This is a genomic window from Rosettibacter firmus, from assembly GCF_036860695.1.
Lineage (GTDB): Bacteria > Bacteroidota > Ignavibacteria > Ignavibacteriales > Melioribacteraceae > Rosettibacter > Rosettibacter firmus.
In genome coordinates this window covers 143,367-160,895 of the sequence record NZ_JAYKGJ010000003.1, presented here as the reverse complement: position 1 = coordinate 160,895, position 17,529 = coordinate 143,367, and the positions used below count along the sequence as shown (strand labels likewise).

At 29.2% G+C, this 17,529-nt stretch carries 14 protein-coding genes; 11 read left to right on the top strand and 3 right to left on the bottom strand.

What is annotated here, in order from left to right:
* The first annotated feature begins 38 nt into the window (after positions 1-38).
* From cysS to rsgA, 5 genes are all read left to right on the top strand, one after another.
* Entirely contained in the window at positions 39-1,457 is a 1,419-nt protein-coding gene (gene cysS, locus VJY38_RS11060) for a cysteine--tRNA ligase (RefSeq protein ID WP_353680768.1), read from the top strand.
* Between the two features lie 75 nt (positions 1,458-1,532).
* Positions 1,533-2,306, top strand: coding sequence for a hypothetical protein (locus tag VJY38_RS11055; RefSeq protein ID WP_353680767.1), 774 nt, complete (start codon positions 1,533-1,535; stop codon positions 2,304-2,306).
* A 130-nt stretch (positions 2,307-2,436) separates the two neighbouring features.
* Positions 2,437-3,342, top strand: a complete 906-nt coding sequence (locus VJY38_RS11050) for a hypothetical protein (RefSeq protein ID WP_353680766.1) — start codon at positions 2,437-2,439, stop codon at positions 3,340-3,342.
* Between the two features lie 26 nt (positions 3,343-3,368).
* On the top strand, positions 3,369-4,814 hold the full coding sequence (locus tag VJY38_RS11045) for an OmpP1/FadL family transporter (protein ID WP_353680765.1): 1,446 nt from the start codon (positions 3,369-3,371) through the stop codon (positions 4,812-4,814).
* Between the two features lie 120 nt (positions 4,815-4,934).
* Entirely contained in the window at positions 4,935-5,891 is a 957-nt protein-coding gene (rsgA, locus tag VJY38_RS11040) for a ribosome small subunit-dependent GTPase A (RefSeq protein WP_353680930.1), read from the top strand.
* On the opposite strand, the gene VJY38_RS11035 is transcribed toward rsgA, so the two are convergent.
* Positions 5,877-6,782: an ATP-grasp domain-containing protein gene (locus VJY38_RS11035; RefSeq protein ID WP_353680764.1), complete on the bottom strand. Its 906-nt coding sequence runs from the start codon at positions 6,780-6,782 to the stop codon at positions 5,877-5,879. The two genes, rsgA and VJY38_RS11035, sit on opposite strands and share 15 nt — an antisense overlap.
* Positions 6,783-7,036: 254 nt before the next feature.
* Between VJY38_RS11035 and VJY38_RS11030 the strand changes: the two genes are divergently transcribed.
* The 4 genes from VJY38_RS11030 to VJY38_RS11015 are packed head-to-tail and all read left to right on the top strand — an operon-like array spanning position 7,037 to position 12,180.
* Positions 7,037-8,827: a tetratricopeptide repeat protein gene (locus VJY38_RS11030; protein ID WP_353680763.1), complete on the top strand. Its 1,791-nt coding sequence runs from the start codon at positions 7,037-7,039 to the stop codon at positions 8,825-8,827.
* Positions 8,824-9,609, top strand: a complete 786-nt coding sequence (gene lolB1, locus VJY38_RS11025) for a lipoprotein insertase outer membrane protein LolB1 (RefSeq protein WP_353680762.1) — start codon at positions 8,824-8,826, stop codon at positions 9,607-9,609. Before VJY38_RS11030 ends, lolB1 begins: the two co-directional genes overlap by 4 nt.
* Entirely contained in the window at positions 9,603-10,811 is a 1,209-nt protein-coding gene (locus tag VJY38_RS11020; protein ID WP_353680761.1) for a murein hydrolase activator EnvC family protein, read from the top strand. The genes lolB1 and VJY38_RS11020 overlap by 7 nt, the downstream gene beginning before the upstream one ends.
* A 19-nt stretch (positions 10,812-10,830) precedes the next feature.
* Positions 10,831-12,180 carry a hypothetical protein gene (locus VJY38_RS11015; protein WP_353680760.1) on the top strand — a complete coding sequence of 450 codons (1,350 nt, stop codon included), beginning with the start codon at positions 10,831-10,833 and terminating at the stop codon, positions 12,178-12,180.
* A 5-nt stretch (positions 12,181-12,185) separates the two neighbouring features.
* On the opposite strand, the gene VJY38_RS11010 is transcribed toward VJY38_RS11015, so the two are convergent.
* Both VJY38_RS11010 and VJY38_RS11005 read right to left on the bottom strand, forming a co-directional pair.
* Positions 12,186-12,833 (bottom strand): HAD family hydrolase, encoded by a 648-nt coding sequence (locus VJY38_RS11010; protein ID WP_353680759.1) that lies wholly within the window; start codon positions 12,831-12,833, stop codon positions 12,186-12,188.
* 1 nt (position 12,834) lies between these two features.
* Positions 12,835-14,643: an outer membrane protein assembly factor BamB family protein gene (locus tag VJY38_RS11005; RefSeq protein WP_353680758.1), complete on the bottom strand. Its 1,809-nt coding sequence runs from the start codon at positions 14,641-14,643 to the stop codon at positions 12,835-12,837.
* A 150-nt stretch (positions 14,644-14,793) separates the two neighbouring features.
* On the opposite strand from VJY38_RS11005, the gene lepA reads away from it, so the two are divergent.
* On the top strand, positions 14,794-16,587 hold the full coding sequence (gene lepA / locus VJY38_RS11000; RefSeq protein ID WP_353680757.1) for a translation elongation factor 4: 1,794 nt from the start codon (positions 14,794-14,796) through the stop codon (positions 16,585-16,587).
* A 27-nt stretch (positions 16,588-16,614) separates the two neighbouring features.
* On the top strand, positions 16,615-17,520 hold the full coding sequence (gene lepB / locus VJY38_RS10995) for a signal peptidase I (RefSeq protein WP_353680756.1): 906 nt from the start codon (positions 16,615-16,617) through the stop codon (positions 17,518-17,520).
* Positions 17,521-17,529: the final 9 nt, after the last annotated feature.

Here is a 17,529-nt window from a genome sequence, read left to right as displayed (position 1 = left end):
CACTATTCGTATATTTTTTCCCAAATTTTGGAATTATAATGCAAATTTATAATACCTTTTCTAAAACTAAAGAAGAATTTATTCCGATTAATCCTCCCACAGTAAACTTTTATGTCTGTGGACCTACAGTTTATGATTATTTTCATATTGGAAATGCTCGTTCTTTTATAATGGCAGATATTGTACGTAGATATCTTGAATACAAAGGATATGTTGTGAAATTTGTAATGAATATTACAGATATTGATGATAAAATAATTAATAAATCTAAAGAATATAAAAAACCAACAGATGAAATTGCTAAGTTCTTTACAAATGCTTTTTATGAAGATATCTCAAAATTGAAAATTAAACCTGCCAATGTGTATCCACGAGCTACTGATTCTATTGAGGATATAATTGAAATGATAAAGACCCTGGTAAAAAAAGGTTATGCTTATGAAATAGATGGAAATGTTTACTATGATATTTCAAAATTTGAAAATTATGGGAAACTAAGTGGTAAAAACTTAGAAGAACTTGAAGCTGGGGCAAGAATTGAAATAAATGATGCAAAGAAAAATCCGCTTGATTTTGTTCTGTGGAAAAAAGCAAAAGAAGGGGAACCCAGCTGGGATAGTCCATGGGGGAAAGGGAGACCTGGCTGGCATATCGAATGCTCAACAATGAGTTGTAAACATCTTGGCTTATCAATTGATATTCATGCTGGAGGAAACGATTTAATATTCCCACATCATGAAAATGAGATTGCACAAAGCGAAGCTGCAAATGAAAAGAAATTTGTTAAATACTGGATGCACTTTGGTTTCCTTAATATTCAAAATGAAAAAATGTCGAAATCATTGGGAAATATTATAACTGCAAGAGAACTTTTATCAAAGTATTCTGCAGAAGCAATAAGATTATTCTTTTCTCAAACTCATTATAGAGGGCCATTAAATTTTAGTGAAGAACTTTTAACTGCTGCAGAAAAAGGGGTAGAAAAAATAAAAAATCTTGCTGATAAAATAGAATCAGAATTAAAGAAGGGTAGTAACGAAGGAGTTATGCCCGAATTTGATTTTTCATTCTACTATAAAGAATTCGAAAAAGTTATGGATGATGATATTAATACTCCACAAGCAGTGGCAGTAATTTTTGAGTTTGTGAAAAGCATAAATAAAATAATATCTGAACATGAAAAGATTAATACTGATTTTTATAGAAGAGTAAAGAAATTTTTGCAGGATACAGCAGAAGCTGTTCTTGGCATAATTCATTTTGATTCTTTATTAAATGGAATAAAAGAAGAATCTATTGAGGATAAATTAATTGAACTTCTTATTAATGTTAGACTTTTATTGAAGAAGGAAAAGAATTATGCACTTTCTGATTTGATAAGAGATGAATTAAATAAACTTGGAATTATACTTCAAGATAGTAAAGAGGGAACAACTTATAAAAGAAAAAAAATATAGATTATGTAATATTTATTTTAGATATTAAAAAAATTATCGTATAATTTGTTTTAATAATTAAAAGTTTATTCAATTATGAAATTTTATTATAAATTTCTTTTTATACTGATCATTACTTTATCCACTGAGGCTTTTCCTCAAACATCTGGTACAAAAGCAAATTATGAATATAGAAACTTAATCGATATTCCTACCGCTGGTGTACTGGATAAAGGTGTTGTTGGAATATCATTAGATGTTATGCCTCTGGGAGTTGTAATTTCAAAAATAGAAGTTGGAGTTTTTGATAACTTCAGCTTTGGAATTTCATATGGTGGAAGTAATATTATTGGACAGGGAAAAATTGATTGGTACGAATTACCAGGTGTTAATGTTAGATTGAGAATAATTAACGAAACTATTACTTCACCAGCATTAACCATTGGATTTGATTCACAGGGCAAGGGTTTTTATGATAAAGAATTAAATAGATTTCAAATAAAATCTTCTGGATTTTTTATTTCTGCAGCTAAAAATTTTGAATTCTTTGGTTATTTAAGCCTTCATGGAACTGTAAATTATTCGCTTGAAAGAGATGACTCAGATAAAGATCTGAACATTTCTGTAGGCTTAGAAAAAACTATTGGTGATAAAATTTCTTTTGTGGGAGAATATGATTTTGCGATTAATGATAATACCGGTCAATCTCTCGGAAGTGGAAATGGATATTTAAATATGGGATTAAGATGGTCTGTTGCCGATGGTTTTACACTTGGCATAAATCTAAGAGATTTACTAGATAATAAAAAGTTTACAAGCAGCAAAGCTGATCGTGGAATTTTTGTAGAATATGTCAAGTCTATTTTTTAGTGTAATGTATTAAAGACACAATAGTTTATAATTATATACATTCTTTTTAGACATCCATTCATTTTAGCATTTCTTTTAAACTTTTTTAGGTATAATTTTTGTCCAAGAAAAAGAAAAAGGATTTAAGAAAATGAAAAAGTATATAAGATTATTAGCATTGATTCCGTTATTTTTGGTTGGTGGTTGTTATACTCAATTAGCTCTCCGCACCGATTATGAATATAATGATGATTATACCTATGAAGAACAGGATGATACTTCATATACAGAAAAACGCGGAGATGTAAATATTTATAATTACTACTATGATGGACCTTATTACAGAAGGTATTATTGGGGATACTATCCTGGATGGAGTATAACTATTGGAACTTATTATTATGATCCTTTCTGGTGGGATTTTTACTATCCTTATTATTACCCCTGGTGGTACTATCCTTACCATTATAATTATTGGGTTTATACTGATTATTGGTATTATCCTTACTACTGGCATAGTGGATACTATTCACCGGGTAAGTATAAATACAGGAATACATACACTCGTTTAAGAAATACTGATGGTGGAAGAAGTGTTGATATAGGAGATAGAAGTAATAGATCGGGGAGAACAAATATTACTGGTAATCGAACAAGTGATAAACCAGACGATGTTGATTTGAGTAGAACAGGAGTATCACGTAATAGAGATAATAATTCAGGTACACTTTTAAAAGGTTCTCCTGGTACAACTGTTGAGCGTAAAAGAGATAGAAACGAAACAAGAATTAATTATCCTGTAGATGCAACTCGTGATAGAAGTTCAAGAGAAAGAACAAATAGTTCAGAAAGAAGTAGAGATAGTGGATCAGAAAGGAAAAGAACAAATACAAGCAGAGATAATTCAAGCAGTTCTTCTCAGCCATCATATTCTCCACCACCAAGTGAATCAAGAGCATCTACTCCATCATACAATCCTCCATCAAGACCAAGTTCAGGTGGTCAATCAACACGAGGAGATGGTGGTAGATCCGGTGGAGATGGCAGAAGAAGATAATAATGAAAAAATTATTGAGGATTAATATGAGAAAAACGTTCCTTGTAACAATTTTGATTTTAGTTTCTTACAATTTTTGCTTATCACAAAATTTTAATGATGCATTAAGATTAACAGAACCAGAAATTATTACAGGTGCAAGAGCACTTTCAATGGGAAATGCTTATACAGCATTGAGTAACGATTTTTCTGCTACACTTTTTAATCCAGCTGGTTTAGGATTAATAAAAAAGTCAGAATTTTCTGCTTCATTTTCTTATGATTCATTTTCTAACTCTACAACCTTTTTTAATAGAAAGGAAGACTTTTCAAATAACATAACAAAGCTTAGCGAATTGAGTTTTGCTTTACCATTACCAACAATAAGAGGAAGTTTTGTTTTAGCATTTGGATACAATCAGCAAAAAGATTTTAATTATACAATGAAGTTTAATGGGTACAATCCCAATAATAATTCATTAATCCAGGATTTAACAAATTATAATGATGATATTGCTTATAAATTAGTTTTAAGCTATCCAGTTTATGATAGAAATAATAAATATTTGTATGATACAACGCTTATTAACGGTAAACTTAATCAAAGCGGTAAAATTGTTCAGGACGGAGGTTTGCATAACTGGTCTTTTTCTGCTGCACTCGAAATTCAGGAGAATGTTTTTGTTGGTGCAACATTAAATGTAATTGGAGGAGATTTCAGACGGGATAGACAATACTGGGAAGATGATATTAATGATTATTATAGTTCTAATTTGCTCCTTGATCCTTTAGAGCCTTCTTCGCGAGATTTTAAGACTTTTTATATGAATGATATAATTAAATGGGATGTCAGTGGTTGGAATTTGAATATAGGTTTATTAACAAAAATTAATAAAGTATTTAATTTTGGATTCTCAATTAAAACCCCAAGATTTTATACTATAAAAGAGACTTATTTTGTAGATGCGTATAGCGATTTTGCTCAAACACGATTTTACCTGGATCCACCAATCGAAAATAAACTCGAATATAAAATCAATACACCTTATGAATTATCTTTAGGTGCAGCTTTTAATGAAAATAATTTGAATGTTAGCTTTGATGCAAAATTTATAGATTATACCCAGATGGAATTTAAAAGCGGTCTCGATATTCGAGATATTGAAAACAATAACCGGGATATTAAAGAGCTATTTAGGAAAGTAATTAATTTACATGCTGGTTTTGAATACATTATTCCTTTTGTTAATGTAGCATTCCGTGGTGGATTTATGCTTTTGCCTTCACCTTATAAAGATGATCCTTCTGATTTTGATAAAAAATTTATTACAGCGGGACTTGGTTTAAATCCAGGTTCTAATTTATCTATTAATCTGGCATATGCTTATGGCTGGTGGAAAGATATTGGAGATAATTATGGTTCAAATCTATCACGAACTTATCAGGATATAGAAAGGAGTAATTTTATTCTTGGTGTAAGATATAATTTTTAAACACACCCCTACTTGGTAAGCCCCCTTCGCAAAAAGCATCTTAGAAATAAGATGCTTTTTGTTTTTAAATAATTGATAGAATAGATTTGTGTATAAAAATAAATTAATTAAGGAGGTAATATTAAAGGAGTAGTATTCAAAATTGAGAGTAAAAACTATTATGTTCTTGATGAAAACAATAAAGAAATCAGATGTTTTTTAAGAGGTAAATTTCAAAAAGAATTTTCTATTAAAAAAGATAAACTACTTACACTCGATATTGTAGCTGTTGGAGATAATGTTGAATTTAAGCTAAATAGTGATGGAACAGGTTTAATAACAGATATACTTCCAAGAAAAAATAAAATTTCTAGAAAAGCTCCACGAATAAAGGGTGCAAGTCTCAGAGGAGAAAGATTAGAGCAGATTATTGCTGCCAATGTTGATAATCTGGTAATAATTTCAAGCTGGCTTGAACCAAAGTTTAATAATAGATTAATCGATAGAATGATTGTTGTTGCTGAAAGTTCTGGTGTTGTGCCATTAATTGTTATAAATAAAATTGATCTTGATAAAGAAAATAATAGAAGTTACTGGGTTAATCTTTACAAGGAAATTGGTTATGAAGTTTTTGAAACTAGTGTGGTTACAAAAGATGGATTGGAAAATTTAAAAAATAGATTACAGGGGAATTCCAATTTATTCTGGGGACATTCTGGTGTGGGTAAATCAAGTTTACTGAATCAACTCTATCCAGGACTGAATCTTAAAGTTGGTGAAATTAGTAATTATACATTGAAAGGAAAACATACTACAGTTACAGTTCTTATGAAAAAAGTTGATGACAATACATTTGTAATAGATAGTCCTGGTATAAGAGAAATTGATCCATATGGTATTAAGAAAGAGGATTTATCACACTACTTCATCGAATTTAAGGAATATATTTATAACTGTAAGTTTAATACATGTACACATAATCACGAACCGGGATGTGCAGTTGTAGAAGCTTGTAATCAGGGAAAAATTAGCGAGGAGAGATATAAAAGTTATATTAATTTATTAAGTACTATAGAAGAAGATCTATTTTTTGAATAATAAAACTTTCTTTTTCATCTGTTCAATGAAATTAATAACTACTTCATCAGGCACACCATCTATGTGATTGGATTTTAATCTCATATCACATTGGTCATTAATGTAATCAATCAATACAAATTTGTTTTTTTTACTCAAAGCAATTTCAGTAGAAAAATAATCTATTCTTGTAATTTTAAAGAGTCTTTTAGTAATACGATAAAGTTGATGTAGATTATATTTTTTTATCTGTTCATGGCTAATCGTTTCATAAATGTGTGTTTGGTCATCCCACCATGTTGGAATTACTTTATTAAATGCCCAGAAAACTCTAAACCATGCTCTTTTTCCACCAAGTATCTTAGGTTGTATTTTTTCCTGAATTAAATATTCTTCGGTTTGATTTTTTATTCTTTCTTTTTGTATTTGATAGATTGTTGTTGCATCAATTTTAACACCTTCTCCGCCACCTGTATAAATTGCGGGCTTTATGATAAATGGATTACCAATTTTATCAAGTTCTTCTTGTTTTATATTTATACTATGATTGTAATAATAAGGGGGAAGAATTATTGTTTTTGGTAGATTAAAATTTTTTTTCGATAGTACTTTATGCATGAATGATTTATTAATGAACCTGTGTACTTTTTTATGTGGATTGATTATGTAAGATTTACGTTTTGATAAAATTGTAGCAATTGGCTCAAAATCAGAATCTACATCTGATGCTCTATCCAAATATGAATGAAAGTGAAGTTGTTTTGATTGTAATGCATTAATTACTTCAAAAACATTATATGTGCTGATAACAAAAGTTGTGAGTCCATCTTTCTGGAAAATAAATTCAATAAGATCTACAAATTCTTGATCATATTCCCAGGTATACGATATAGCTAAATCGAAAATGTTCATAAATCTTTTTGATATTTTAATAATTGTTATAAATTATAAATTATATTATACTCAAACAATGCGTATTTAAAAATTTTCTTTGCTACTTTAATAATAAGTTTATAATCAATTCTTAAGAGTTAGTAGATAATTTATTCATACATCTGAAATCTGTAATATTTATTTGAGTAAAAAATCATAATTACTGGAATTTTATATAAACTTGTTAATGAATAGCTGATAAACTATATTTTGAATAAAATTAAAAGGTGATTATGAAATATCTGAGTTGCTTGGTTATTATATTGTTTTTCATTGGTTGTTCTTCTAATATAACAAAAGAAAGTGTTTCTGATAGTAAAAGTGTAATTGATTATGAAAAGTTAGCTATAGATAAATTTATAAGTGGGTCAATTCAGGAGACGAAAGGAAATTTTCAGGAAGCAATAAATGAATATTTAAAAGCATTGAGTTTCGTTCAAAAACCGGGCATTTATTATGCTCTTGCTAAAAATTATTATAGATTAAACAAATTATCGCAAGCTCTTCAATATGCAAAAAATGCAGTAACGCTTGAACCAGAAAACAAAGAATACTTGTATTTACTTGCTTCAATTTATAAAGCTTCGCATCTCGAAGATTCATCGATTGCTGCTTACGAAAAAATTTTATCATTAGATTCAACTGATATCAATGCATATTTTCAGCTTGCTCAGTTGTATGAAAATAAACGTCCTAATCAATCGTTATCTATGTATAAAAAGTTGATAGAAAAAATTGGTCCAGAATGGAATGTGTTGTTAAATTTGATTGATTTAAATGAAAGATTGGGAAATATAGAAGAGACGATTCAGACACTGGAAGAATTAGTAAATTTAAATCCATCTGATCTGCAACTTCAGAAGTTATTAATTGATGCTTACATTAAAACAAAAAAGTACGATAAAGCCCTTGCTGTTTGCGAAGAATCGTTAGTTAGTTTTCCTGATGATATTGGTTTACTTGAATTAAAAGGAAATATATTTATTCAACAGGATAAATGGAAAGAAGCAGCCTCGGTATATAAAAATATTTTTGAAAATAAAGAAAGTGATTTTAGTATAAAGTTTAGAATAGCTTCTTTATTTTTAATGGCATCAGAAAGAGATTCATTAAATCTATTCATTGCTAAAGACCTTTTTCAAAAATTAAATCAAGATACAACCGACTGGCAGGTAAATGCTTCACTTGGCGAAATTGAACTTAAACTTAAAAATGATTCTATAGCAACAGAATATTTTAAAAAGGCTGTTCAACTTGCAGAATGGAATTCTCAACTATGGGCAAGATTAGGTGGAGTATTATTTGATAGAAAAAAATATTCTGAACTGGTTGATTATTTAAAAGATGCAGTTGAAAAATTTCCGAATGATTTTCCTATTAACTTATTGTATGCACTTTCACTCTCACAACTAAATGAACATCAAAAAGCTATAACTTATTTTGAACGAGCTATTAGAATAAATCCAGATGATATAACATCATTAATTGCCTATGGCTATACATTGAATCAACTAAAAGAAGAAAATAAGGCACTGGAAATATTGAACAAAGCTTTGTTATTAGATCCCAAAAATATTGATGCAATTGGAATGGCTGCTTTAATTTATGACTCCCAGAAAAATTTTGAGAAATCAGATTCGCTTTATAATCAGGCTTTAATAATTGATTCGACAAATTCTTTGATACTTAATAATTATGCTTATTCACTTGCAGAAAGAGGAATTAGATTAGATGATGCATTAAAGATGTCGCAAAAGGCTGTTCAAAAAGAACCTGAGAATGCTTCTTACCTTGATACTATAGGATGGGTTTATTACCAGCTTGGTGATTATATGACTGCAAAAAAATATATTGAAGAATCCTTAAAACACGATTCAAAAAGTGCTACTGTAACAGATCATCTTGGTGATATTTATTATAAACTTGGTGATAAAGAGAATGCTAAAAAGTACTGGCAAAAAGCTCTCGAGCTCGAACCAACTAATGAAAAAATAAAATTAAAATTAGAGAAAGGTGAACTGTGAGAAAAAGTTATTCTTACTTATTACTTGTAGTTTCTATTTTATTTCTTTTTAATGCTTGTGCTCCAACTACATCACTTGAAAAAGAAAAAATTATTTCGCCAGATAGACTGATTATAAAACTTGAGGCAAATAGAAGAAAAATAAAAAACTTTAATGGTAGTGGAGTTATTAGTGTACAGAATAAAGAATTTAATGCTAAAAGTAATTTTGAAGTTAATTTGAAAAAGCCAGATTCAGTTAAAATATCTTTCTTCGGACCATTTGGCATAGACCTGGCTCACGCATTAATTACATCAAATGGATTTTTATTTTATGATGTAATTAATAATAAAATCTATAAAGGAAGCTTAAAGGAAGAAGCTTTACAAAAAATATTAAAGATTAATCTTCCACTTAGTGATGTAATTGATGCATTCACTGGTTCTGTAAATCTTTCAGATAAATTAAGAAGAGAACCAGATAATTTTGAATATGAAAAAAATTATTACAGATTAACTTACATTGATTCAACCAATTCAATAGAAAAAGTATACACAGTAAAAGCTGATGACTTATCAATTACAGAAAATTCAATAAAAAAATTTAACGGCGAGAAATTAATCGAAGGGAAATTTTCTGGTTTTAAAAATTTTAATAATGTACCTATCCCAATGGAAATAACAGTAAGTGATTTTAGAAATCAGCAACAAATAAAAATTGAATATAGAAGCGTCAACATTAACAATGAATCACAAAACATAAATATTGAATTACCAGAAGATGCAAAAGTAATAGAATGGTGAAATGTTTATCGAACATATTTATTTTATTAGTTATTTTGTCCTTCCCATATTACTCTCAAAGAAAAGATAGTATTTCCACAAAGAATAGAGAACTTCAACAAATTAAACAGGAAATTGCACAGTTAGAAAAAGAATTAAGTAATAAAACAAAAAAGGAAAAAGAAACTCTTGAATTTTTAGAAAGGAGTAATAGACAGAGTTTATTGATCCAAAAATTAATTAATAATCTTATTGCAGAAGAAAAACAGAAAACATTCGAAATTCAGAAAATAGAAGAAAAAATTGGAGAGATAGAAAATAAAATTTCTCTTCTAAGAGAGAGATATTCTCGATATATAGTTTGGATTTATAAAAATAGAAATTATTCAACACTCAAATTTATTTTAAATGCTGGCTCACTTAACCAGATGCTTAAAAGATTCAGATACTTAAAACTTATTAGTAAACAAAATAAAAAAGATTTGAGAATGCTTTCTGATAGTAAAATTAATTTGATGAAATACAAAGCACTTCTTCAGAAGGAAAAAGAAGAAAAAGAAATACTTGTTGCAAAAAAGATGGAAGAACAGAAAAAACTTGAAATACTCCAGGCAGAAAGGAATGAATTAATTGCTACTTTAAGAAAAGATAAAAAAATATTAGCTGCCGAAATTGATTCAAAGAGAAAAGCAGAAGTAGAAATAAAAAAGTTGATCTTGAGTTTAGTAGAAAAAGAAAGACTTGAAAAAACTCGTCAACTTGAAAAAAAGCTTAATGACAAAACTGTAAAGCCAGCTATAAGTTATACAACTTTAGAAAATTTTGAAAAACTAAAAGGGAAAATGATCTGGCCAGTTAAAAATGGTAAAATAGTACGCCGATTTGGAGAAAATAAAAATGATAGGTTAAATACTATAACTATAAATTATGGAGTGGATATTTCTACAAAACAACAAAAGGAAATTTATGCAGTTGCAGAAGGTGTTGTATCTGCTGTTGAATGGATTCCTGGTTTTGGATCTGTAGTAATTATCTCTCATAATAATGAATTCAGAACTGTTTATGGTCATATAACAAATATAACAGTAAAAGAAGGAGACCTGGTAAAATCTGGTACAGTAATTGGGAAAGTAAGCGAAAGTTTGGAAGGTAATATTTTACACTTCGAAATCTGGAACGAAAGAAATTATCAGAATCCAGAAACCTGGTTAGCAAAAAGATAATAACAATTAAATTAGAAAAATGAATAACAAAAAATTACTTCTACAATTTCTTTTCATATTATTAACAAAAATATCTTTTGCACAATATGGACAGATTAATCAAAACGAATTATTATTTGGTGGAGGCTTTGGATTAACCTGGATTAATGGACAACCACACTATGCTTTTCGCTTTTATCCAGAGTTTCAGTTTTCTAAGATTGGAATTGGTTTAGACCTGAATCTTGAATTTACATCATCAGGAAAAATTCGTACAGAAAATTTTAATGAGTTTACTGATTATTTGAGTATCATTCGTTATGTGAGATATGGTTATAAACACGATCCATTATACTTTAGAATTGGTGCACTCGATTATGCAACATTAGGTCACGGCAGCATAATTTATCTTTATAACAATAGTCCAACTTTCGATGCCAGAAAAATTGGAATGGAGTTCGATATGGATTTCGATAAGTTTGGTTTTGAAACCATTTATGGTAATTTTGGTAAGTCTGGATTAATAGGTATTAGAAGCTATGTTAGACCAATGCAATTTACTGATTTATCTTCTATTCCAGTTCTTGGTAAATTAGAAATTGGTACAACTTTATCAACAGATGCAGATGATAAAAGTGGAATTATTTCGGGAGAATATAATCCTGTAAACAATACATTTCTGCCATTAGAGGATGAAGGGAATATAACGATAGTTGGTTTGGATGTTGGATTACCACTATTGCGAACAAAAATTTTTAATCTGGATATTTATTATGATTATGCCAAGATTATAAAATTTGGTAGTGGTTCTGCATTAGGTACAATAATAGATTTCAATGGAATTAATTTACTAACAATGAAATTTAGATTCGAAAGAAGATTTAATAACGAACAATATTTACCTTCTTATTTTAACTCGTTGTATGAAATTGAAAGATTCAAAATAGATTATAAAAGTAATAATGTTATAAGTAAGATTCAAAAATTGAAAATAGCAAACGAAGGAAATGGTTATTTCGGTGAAATGTTGATTAGTTTATTAGGTAATTTTAATATAATAGGAAGTTTTCAAAAATTAGATAGACAATCAAACAGTGGAATTATGCATATATGGACTGTTGTAAATCCAGAAAATTTTCCATATATGTTTCGTGCTGGATACGATAAAGTAAGTATTAAAAACTTTAGAGATATTTTCAAAATGGATGATCGTTCTTTTCTTTTTGTTGAGACTGGCTATAAAATTAATAAATATTTGCTCTTTTCAATGATTTATTACTGGACATATACACCAGTGAGAGATAAAACTGACAACATAGTTGGATATAAAACTCAAAAAAAGGTTGAACCAAGAATTTCTTTTATATATCCGTTGAGTTTAAGTAAATAAGTTTTTTAGATGTTATTAATTATGAATTCTTTAAATTCTTCAACAGAGTAGAATATAAAATCAGTTTCTGAATTTGAGTATCTACTTCTTGAGAAATCATCCCAGAGCACAAGAGCACATTTAACTCCTGCTCCCCTTGATGCAATTATATCAGTTGGAGTATCTCCTACCATTAATGTTCTTTCAGGTTTTAAATTAAATGCAGATAAAAATTTATTAATTCCTTCTGGAGATGGTTTGTGTTCTTTAACATCGTCACCTGTAATAATTAAATCGAAGTAATCATAAAGTTTTATTGCTTTAAGTGTAATTATAGATGTATCTCTCCCTTTGCCAGTGAAAATTCCAAGCGGGATTCTTTTGGACTTGATAATTTTTATTACTTCTTCGAGACCAGGGAAAATATTTGCCATTTCATTGTGCTGAGATTCATAAAATTCGTAATAGTCTTTTCTGGCATTTTCATAATGTTCTTTCATCCATTCTTTAAGAATTACATCTTCAGTTGGACCAAAGAGTGCTATGATTTCATCAGTTGTTAATTTTTTATTGTAATATTTATTAATGACATAATTAAAACTTTCAAAAACTAATTCGTGAGTTGATGCTAAAGTTCCATCTATGTCGAAAATTATTCCATCAAAATTTTTCATTTTACCTCAACTTAAAAATTGTTATTGTTCCATCGATATTAGATGCAAGAAATTTGTTTTGCGATATTTGAATAATTGGATGAACAGGTGCATATCCTAAAAACAAAATCTTTTTGTTTTCATATTTTGTATTCAGATAATTTACAAATCCACTATCGCACCATAGGATATTGTTACCAGATTGAAATGGTGTTGAAAAAGTATACAAAAACGATGAGTCAATTTTAATTTTATTTTCAATTTTCTGTTTCTGAATAGAAATGATGATGAATTCTTTATTTGAACTTATTGCGTAAATAAATTTTTTGTTTTCAGATATTCCAATATTCTGCAGAATGTTTGAATTTTCGATTTTCCATTCGAGTTTTCCAAGTAAAAGGTTAATTGCATATAAAATTCCATCTTTTGAAACAACAAATAATCGTTTCCCATCACTTAAAATTTGTGAGTAAGAAAGATCTGTATTAACTTTTTCTTTCCATCTCCAGATGGTTATTCCACTTCTTGCATCAATGCAATAAAGATAACCATCTGTACTTGTATAGAAAATTTTATTATCTACATATAGAAGCTTGGAAGTTATCATATTTTTGCAATAGTCATTTACCCAGTATTCCTGAAGAGTTTCTAAATCGTAACAATAAATTTTTCCACTCGCCGTACCAAAGACTATAGCAGTGTTTGATGATGTGAGTTTTGGAATCATTAATTCTTTATCACCTTTATATTCAATTGAAAGCAAATCTGTTGTTATGTAATCTTCAAAACCAATGGATTGTATTTGTTCTCCTGATATTGCACTTAATGTAATTAAATCACCTTGAAAAGTGGATACAACAAACATTCTATCAGCAATTAAGGGACTACCAATAATATTTCCATTTGCATCAAATTCCCATCGAACTTTTCCTGTAGTATCTATGCAACTAATTAAACCAGAATAATCGGCAGTATAAATTTTTTGATTCCACCAGTTGCACGAAGTTAATAATGTAGTATTTAAGTTTATATTCAACTGGATATCACTTTCAAAAGATTTGAGTTCATCCTTTGATAATTTATCTTTTGAGATGTCAATTGTTTTGTCGTTTACTGCAAGAATTTTATCGTTGTTGTAAATTTTTACAGAATCGTTTGATATTTCTGTTATTATTAAATCAAGAATTTTATTGCTTGGTTGATTATTAAATTGAATGTCGAATACTGAATAACCAGACAAAGTTCTTAATTCTGTTTTATTGCTATTTGCATTAATTATTAACTTAATATTTTTTGTTGATAAAGTGTATAATAAGCTTTTCCAGTTATCTACGTATAAATCAATTTGAAGTGGTGATATGAAAAATATTTCATCACTTAATTTTAATGTATCGAGAGTTTCATAAAGCCAGTTTATATCTTCAACTGTATAGTGATTAATTTTTGTAAAAGGAATCGAAGGACTCAAACCAATTATAACTTTATTTCCATTTCTGATTGAAAATTTTTTATCGTAAAATTCATTAAAATAAACCCATCCATTGGCGTCTAAAAAATCATTTGTGGTGGGAAGTAAAAAATAAGGTTTATTAAGTTTATTCAATGAAGATTTTAAAATCACAAATTCTTTTTCTGAACCAGATGAAGTTAAATTACCGCATATTATAACAAAGGCAAGATTATCTATTTGATTAATTCTGGAAATTGTCGAGTCTAATTGTGAATAATTTCCTGTCTTTTCAATTGAAGCGGTTGATATTAGAGCAAAATTTATTTTTTGAGCATTTATTATTGTACCAATAAATAAAACTATGAGTAATAATTTTTTCATTTCCACTTTAGATTTTTCATACAAAATTAGCAAAACAAAATATGATTATGAATTTTTCAAGAAAAGATTTATTGAGAACTTCATGGATTTTATAGTAAATTGTAAATCCTTAACCTTATTTATATATTTGCCACTAAATTATTTAAGAGTATGCAAAACATTCGCAATTTCTGCATTATAGCTCACATAGATCACGGCAAATCGACTTTAGCAGATGGCTTATTAGAATTTACTCATACAGTATCTGAAAGAGAAGCAAAAGAGCAACTTCTTGATAGCCTTGATCTCGAAAGAGAGCGTGGCATTACAATTAAATCCCACGCAATTCAGATGGAATATTCTGCTAAAGACGGTCAGACTTACATTTTAAATTTAATAGATACTCCCGGGCATGTTGATTTTTCTTATGAAGTATCGCGTTCTCTTGCTGCATGCGAAGGTGCAATTCTTGTAGTAGATGCCGCACAGGGAGTAGAAGCTCAAACTATATCTAATCTTTATATGGCTATAGATGCTGGTCTGGAAATTATTCCAGTGATTAATAAGATTGATTTACCAAGCGCAATGGTTGATACCGTAAAACAGCAAATTATTGACTTGATTGGTTGTAAAGAGGACGAAATTATATTGGCAAGTGCGAAAACAAGAATTGGCATCGATAAAATTTTGGAAGCGATTGTTCAAAGAATTCCTCCACCAAGTGGATCAGAAGATGCTCCTTTACAGGCATTAATATTTGATTCTGTTTTTGATTCATACCGTGGAGCAGTTGCATACATAAGAGTATTTAATGGAGTTATAAAGGAACGAGATGAAATTACTTTTTTTGCAAGCGGAAAAAAGTATATTGCAGAAGAAGTAGGAATTCTTAGACTCAATAGAATTAGAACAGGAGAGCTGGTAGCTGGAAATGTGGGATATTTAATTGCTGGCGTAAAAGAGTTACGTGATACAAAAGTAGGTGATACAGTTACACATGCAAAAAATGGAGCAGAAAAACCTTTACCAGGCTATAAAGAAATTAAACCAATGGTATTTAGTGGTTTATATCCTACAAATTCTGATGATTATGAAAATTTACGCGATGCACTTGAAAAGTACCGCTTGAACGATTCATCAATAGTTTTTACTCCTGAAAATTCTGCTGCACTTGGTTTTGGATTTAGATGTGGTTTCCTTGGAATGCTACACATGGAAATTGTTCAGGAAAGATTGGAGAGAGAATTTAATCAATCAATTGTTACAACATTGCCAAATGTTGAATACTGGGTTTATAAAAGAAATGGTGAAAAAGTAATTGTTGATAATCCTGCTGATATGCCCCCTCAAGGAGAAATAGATCATATCGAAGAACCTTATGTAAGAGCACAGATTGTTACTCCCAGTGAATATATTGGGAACTTAATGCAACTTGCAATTGAAAAAAGAGGTGTGTATTTAAATACTACATACATTGACCCAACAAGAGCAGATTTATCTTTTGAATTTCCTCTTTCAGAAATAATTTTTGATTTTTATGATAAATTAAAATCTATTTCACGTGGCTATGCTTCTTTTGATTATGAATTTATTGGCTATAGACCTTCTGATCTTGTAAAGCTGGATATTTTGCTAAATGGCGAAAAAGTTGATGCTCTTTCTATAATTGTACATGAAAAAAAAGCTTATAACTGGGGATTAAAAGTTTGTTCGAAACTTAAAGAACTGATTCCACGTCAAATGTTTGAGATTGCCATTCAAGCAGCAATTGGAAGTAAAGTTATATCAAGAACCAATATAAAACCTTTAAGAAAAAATGTACTTGCAAAATGCTATGGCGGTGATGTAACCCGTAAACGAAAATTACTTGAGAAACAAAAAGAAGGAAAGAAAAGAATGAAACAGGTTGGTAATGTTGAAATTCCACAAGAAGCATTTCTTGCAGTACTTCAAATAGAAGATTAATATTTTATAACAATACAGTGAATAATTATGACTTCGGAAAAAAAAGAAAAATTAAAAACATTACAGAAAACTCCTTTGCAAAAGTTTTTAGAGTTTATTAAAAATTTGTTTTTTGCTGCTATTGCAGCTTTACTTATAAAAACTTTTTTAATTGAGACCTCACGAGTACCAACGGGGTCGATGGAAAAAACTATTTTAGTTGGCGATTTTTTATTTGTTAATAAATTTATATATGGCTCAACATCTCCAAGAATAATTCCTTTTACAAATATTAAACTCCCTTATTTTCAACTTCCTGCTTTAAGAGAACCAAGACGCGGAGACATTGTTGTGTTTGAATATCCTGGTGATAGAGATGAATTAGAACCTGCTGAAGTTAATAATTATGTAAAAAGATGTATCGGAATTCCTGGTGATACAATTGAAATTATTGACAAAGTTGTTTTTGTAAATGGCAAAGAAGCCTGGATTCCTCCTCATATTCAATATTTAAATCCTTATGTTACTCCTAAAGGAGTTCCTAATCCAAGAATTTTTCCTAAAGGTTCTAATTTCAATGAAGATAATTATGGACCAATAGTTGTCCCTAAAAAAGGGGATGTTATACCTTTGAACTTAGAAACTGTTGAACAATGGAGAACAATTATCGATAGAGAATATGGTAGAAGAGTTGTTACAGTAGAAGGAGATCAAGTTTATATTGAAGGGAAACCTGTTAAATCTTATACATTAAAAAAAGATTATTATTTCATGATGGGTGATAATCGTGATGATAGTGCAGATAGCAGATTCTGGGGATTTGTTCCTCGCGATAAAATTGTTGGACAGGCATTTTTAATTTACTGGTCATGGGATCCAAGCATTCCATTTTCAGATTTCTTTAAACTACTGGGTTCTGTTCGCTTAAATCGAATTGCCAAGTTAGTTCATTAATTATTTGTG

What these genes read in the sequence shown, in the direction of transcription:
- cysS (WP_353680768.1), top strand. Translation starts at nt 39, where the DNA reads ATGCAAATTTATAATACCTTTTCTAAAACTAAAGAAGAATTTATTCCG.
- VJY38_RS11055 (WP_353680767.1), top strand. Translation starts at nt 1,533, where the DNA reads ATGAAATTTTATTATAAATTTCTTTTTATACTGATCATTACTTTATCC.
- VJY38_RS11050 (WP_353680766.1), top strand. Translation starts at nt 2,437, where the DNA reads ATGAAAAAGTATATAAGATTATTAGCATTGATTCCGTTATTTTTGGTT.
- VJY38_RS11045 (WP_353680765.1), top strand. Translation starts at nt 3,369, where the DNA reads ATGAGAAAAACGTTCCTTGTAACAATTTTGATTTTAGTTTCTTACAAT.
- VJY38_RS11035 (WP_353680764.1), bottom strand. Translation starts at nt 6,782, where the DNA reads ATGAACATTTTCGATTTAGCTATATCGTATACCTGGGAATATGATCAA.
- VJY38_RS11030 (WP_353680763.1), top strand. Translation starts at nt 7,037, where the DNA reads ATGAAATATCTGAGTTGCTTGGTTATTATATTGTTTTTCATTGGTTGT.
- VJY38_RS11020 (WP_353680761.1), top strand. Translation starts at nt 9,603, where the DNA reads ATGGTGAAATGTTTATCGAACATATTTATTTTATTAGTTATTTTGTCC.
- VJY38_RS11015 (WP_353680760.1), top strand. Translation starts at nt 10,831, where the DNA reads ATGAATAACAAAAAATTACTTCTACAATTTCTTTTCATATTATTAACA.
- VJY38_RS11010 (WP_353680759.1), bottom strand. Translation starts at nt 12,833, where the DNA reads ATGAAAAATTTTGATGGAATAATTTTCGACATAGATGGAACTTTAGCA.
- VJY38_RS11005 (WP_353680758.1), bottom strand. Translation starts at nt 14,643, where the DNA reads ATGAAAAAATTATTACTCATAGTTTTATTTATTGGTACAATAATAAAT.
- lepA (WP_353680757.1), top strand. Translation starts at nt 14,794, where the DNA reads ATGCAAAACATTCGCAATTTCTGCATTATAGCTCACATAGATCACGGC.
- lepB (WP_353680756.1), top strand. Translation starts at nt 16,615, where the DNA reads ATGACTTCGGAAAAAAAAGAAAAATTAAAAACATTACAGAAAACTCCT.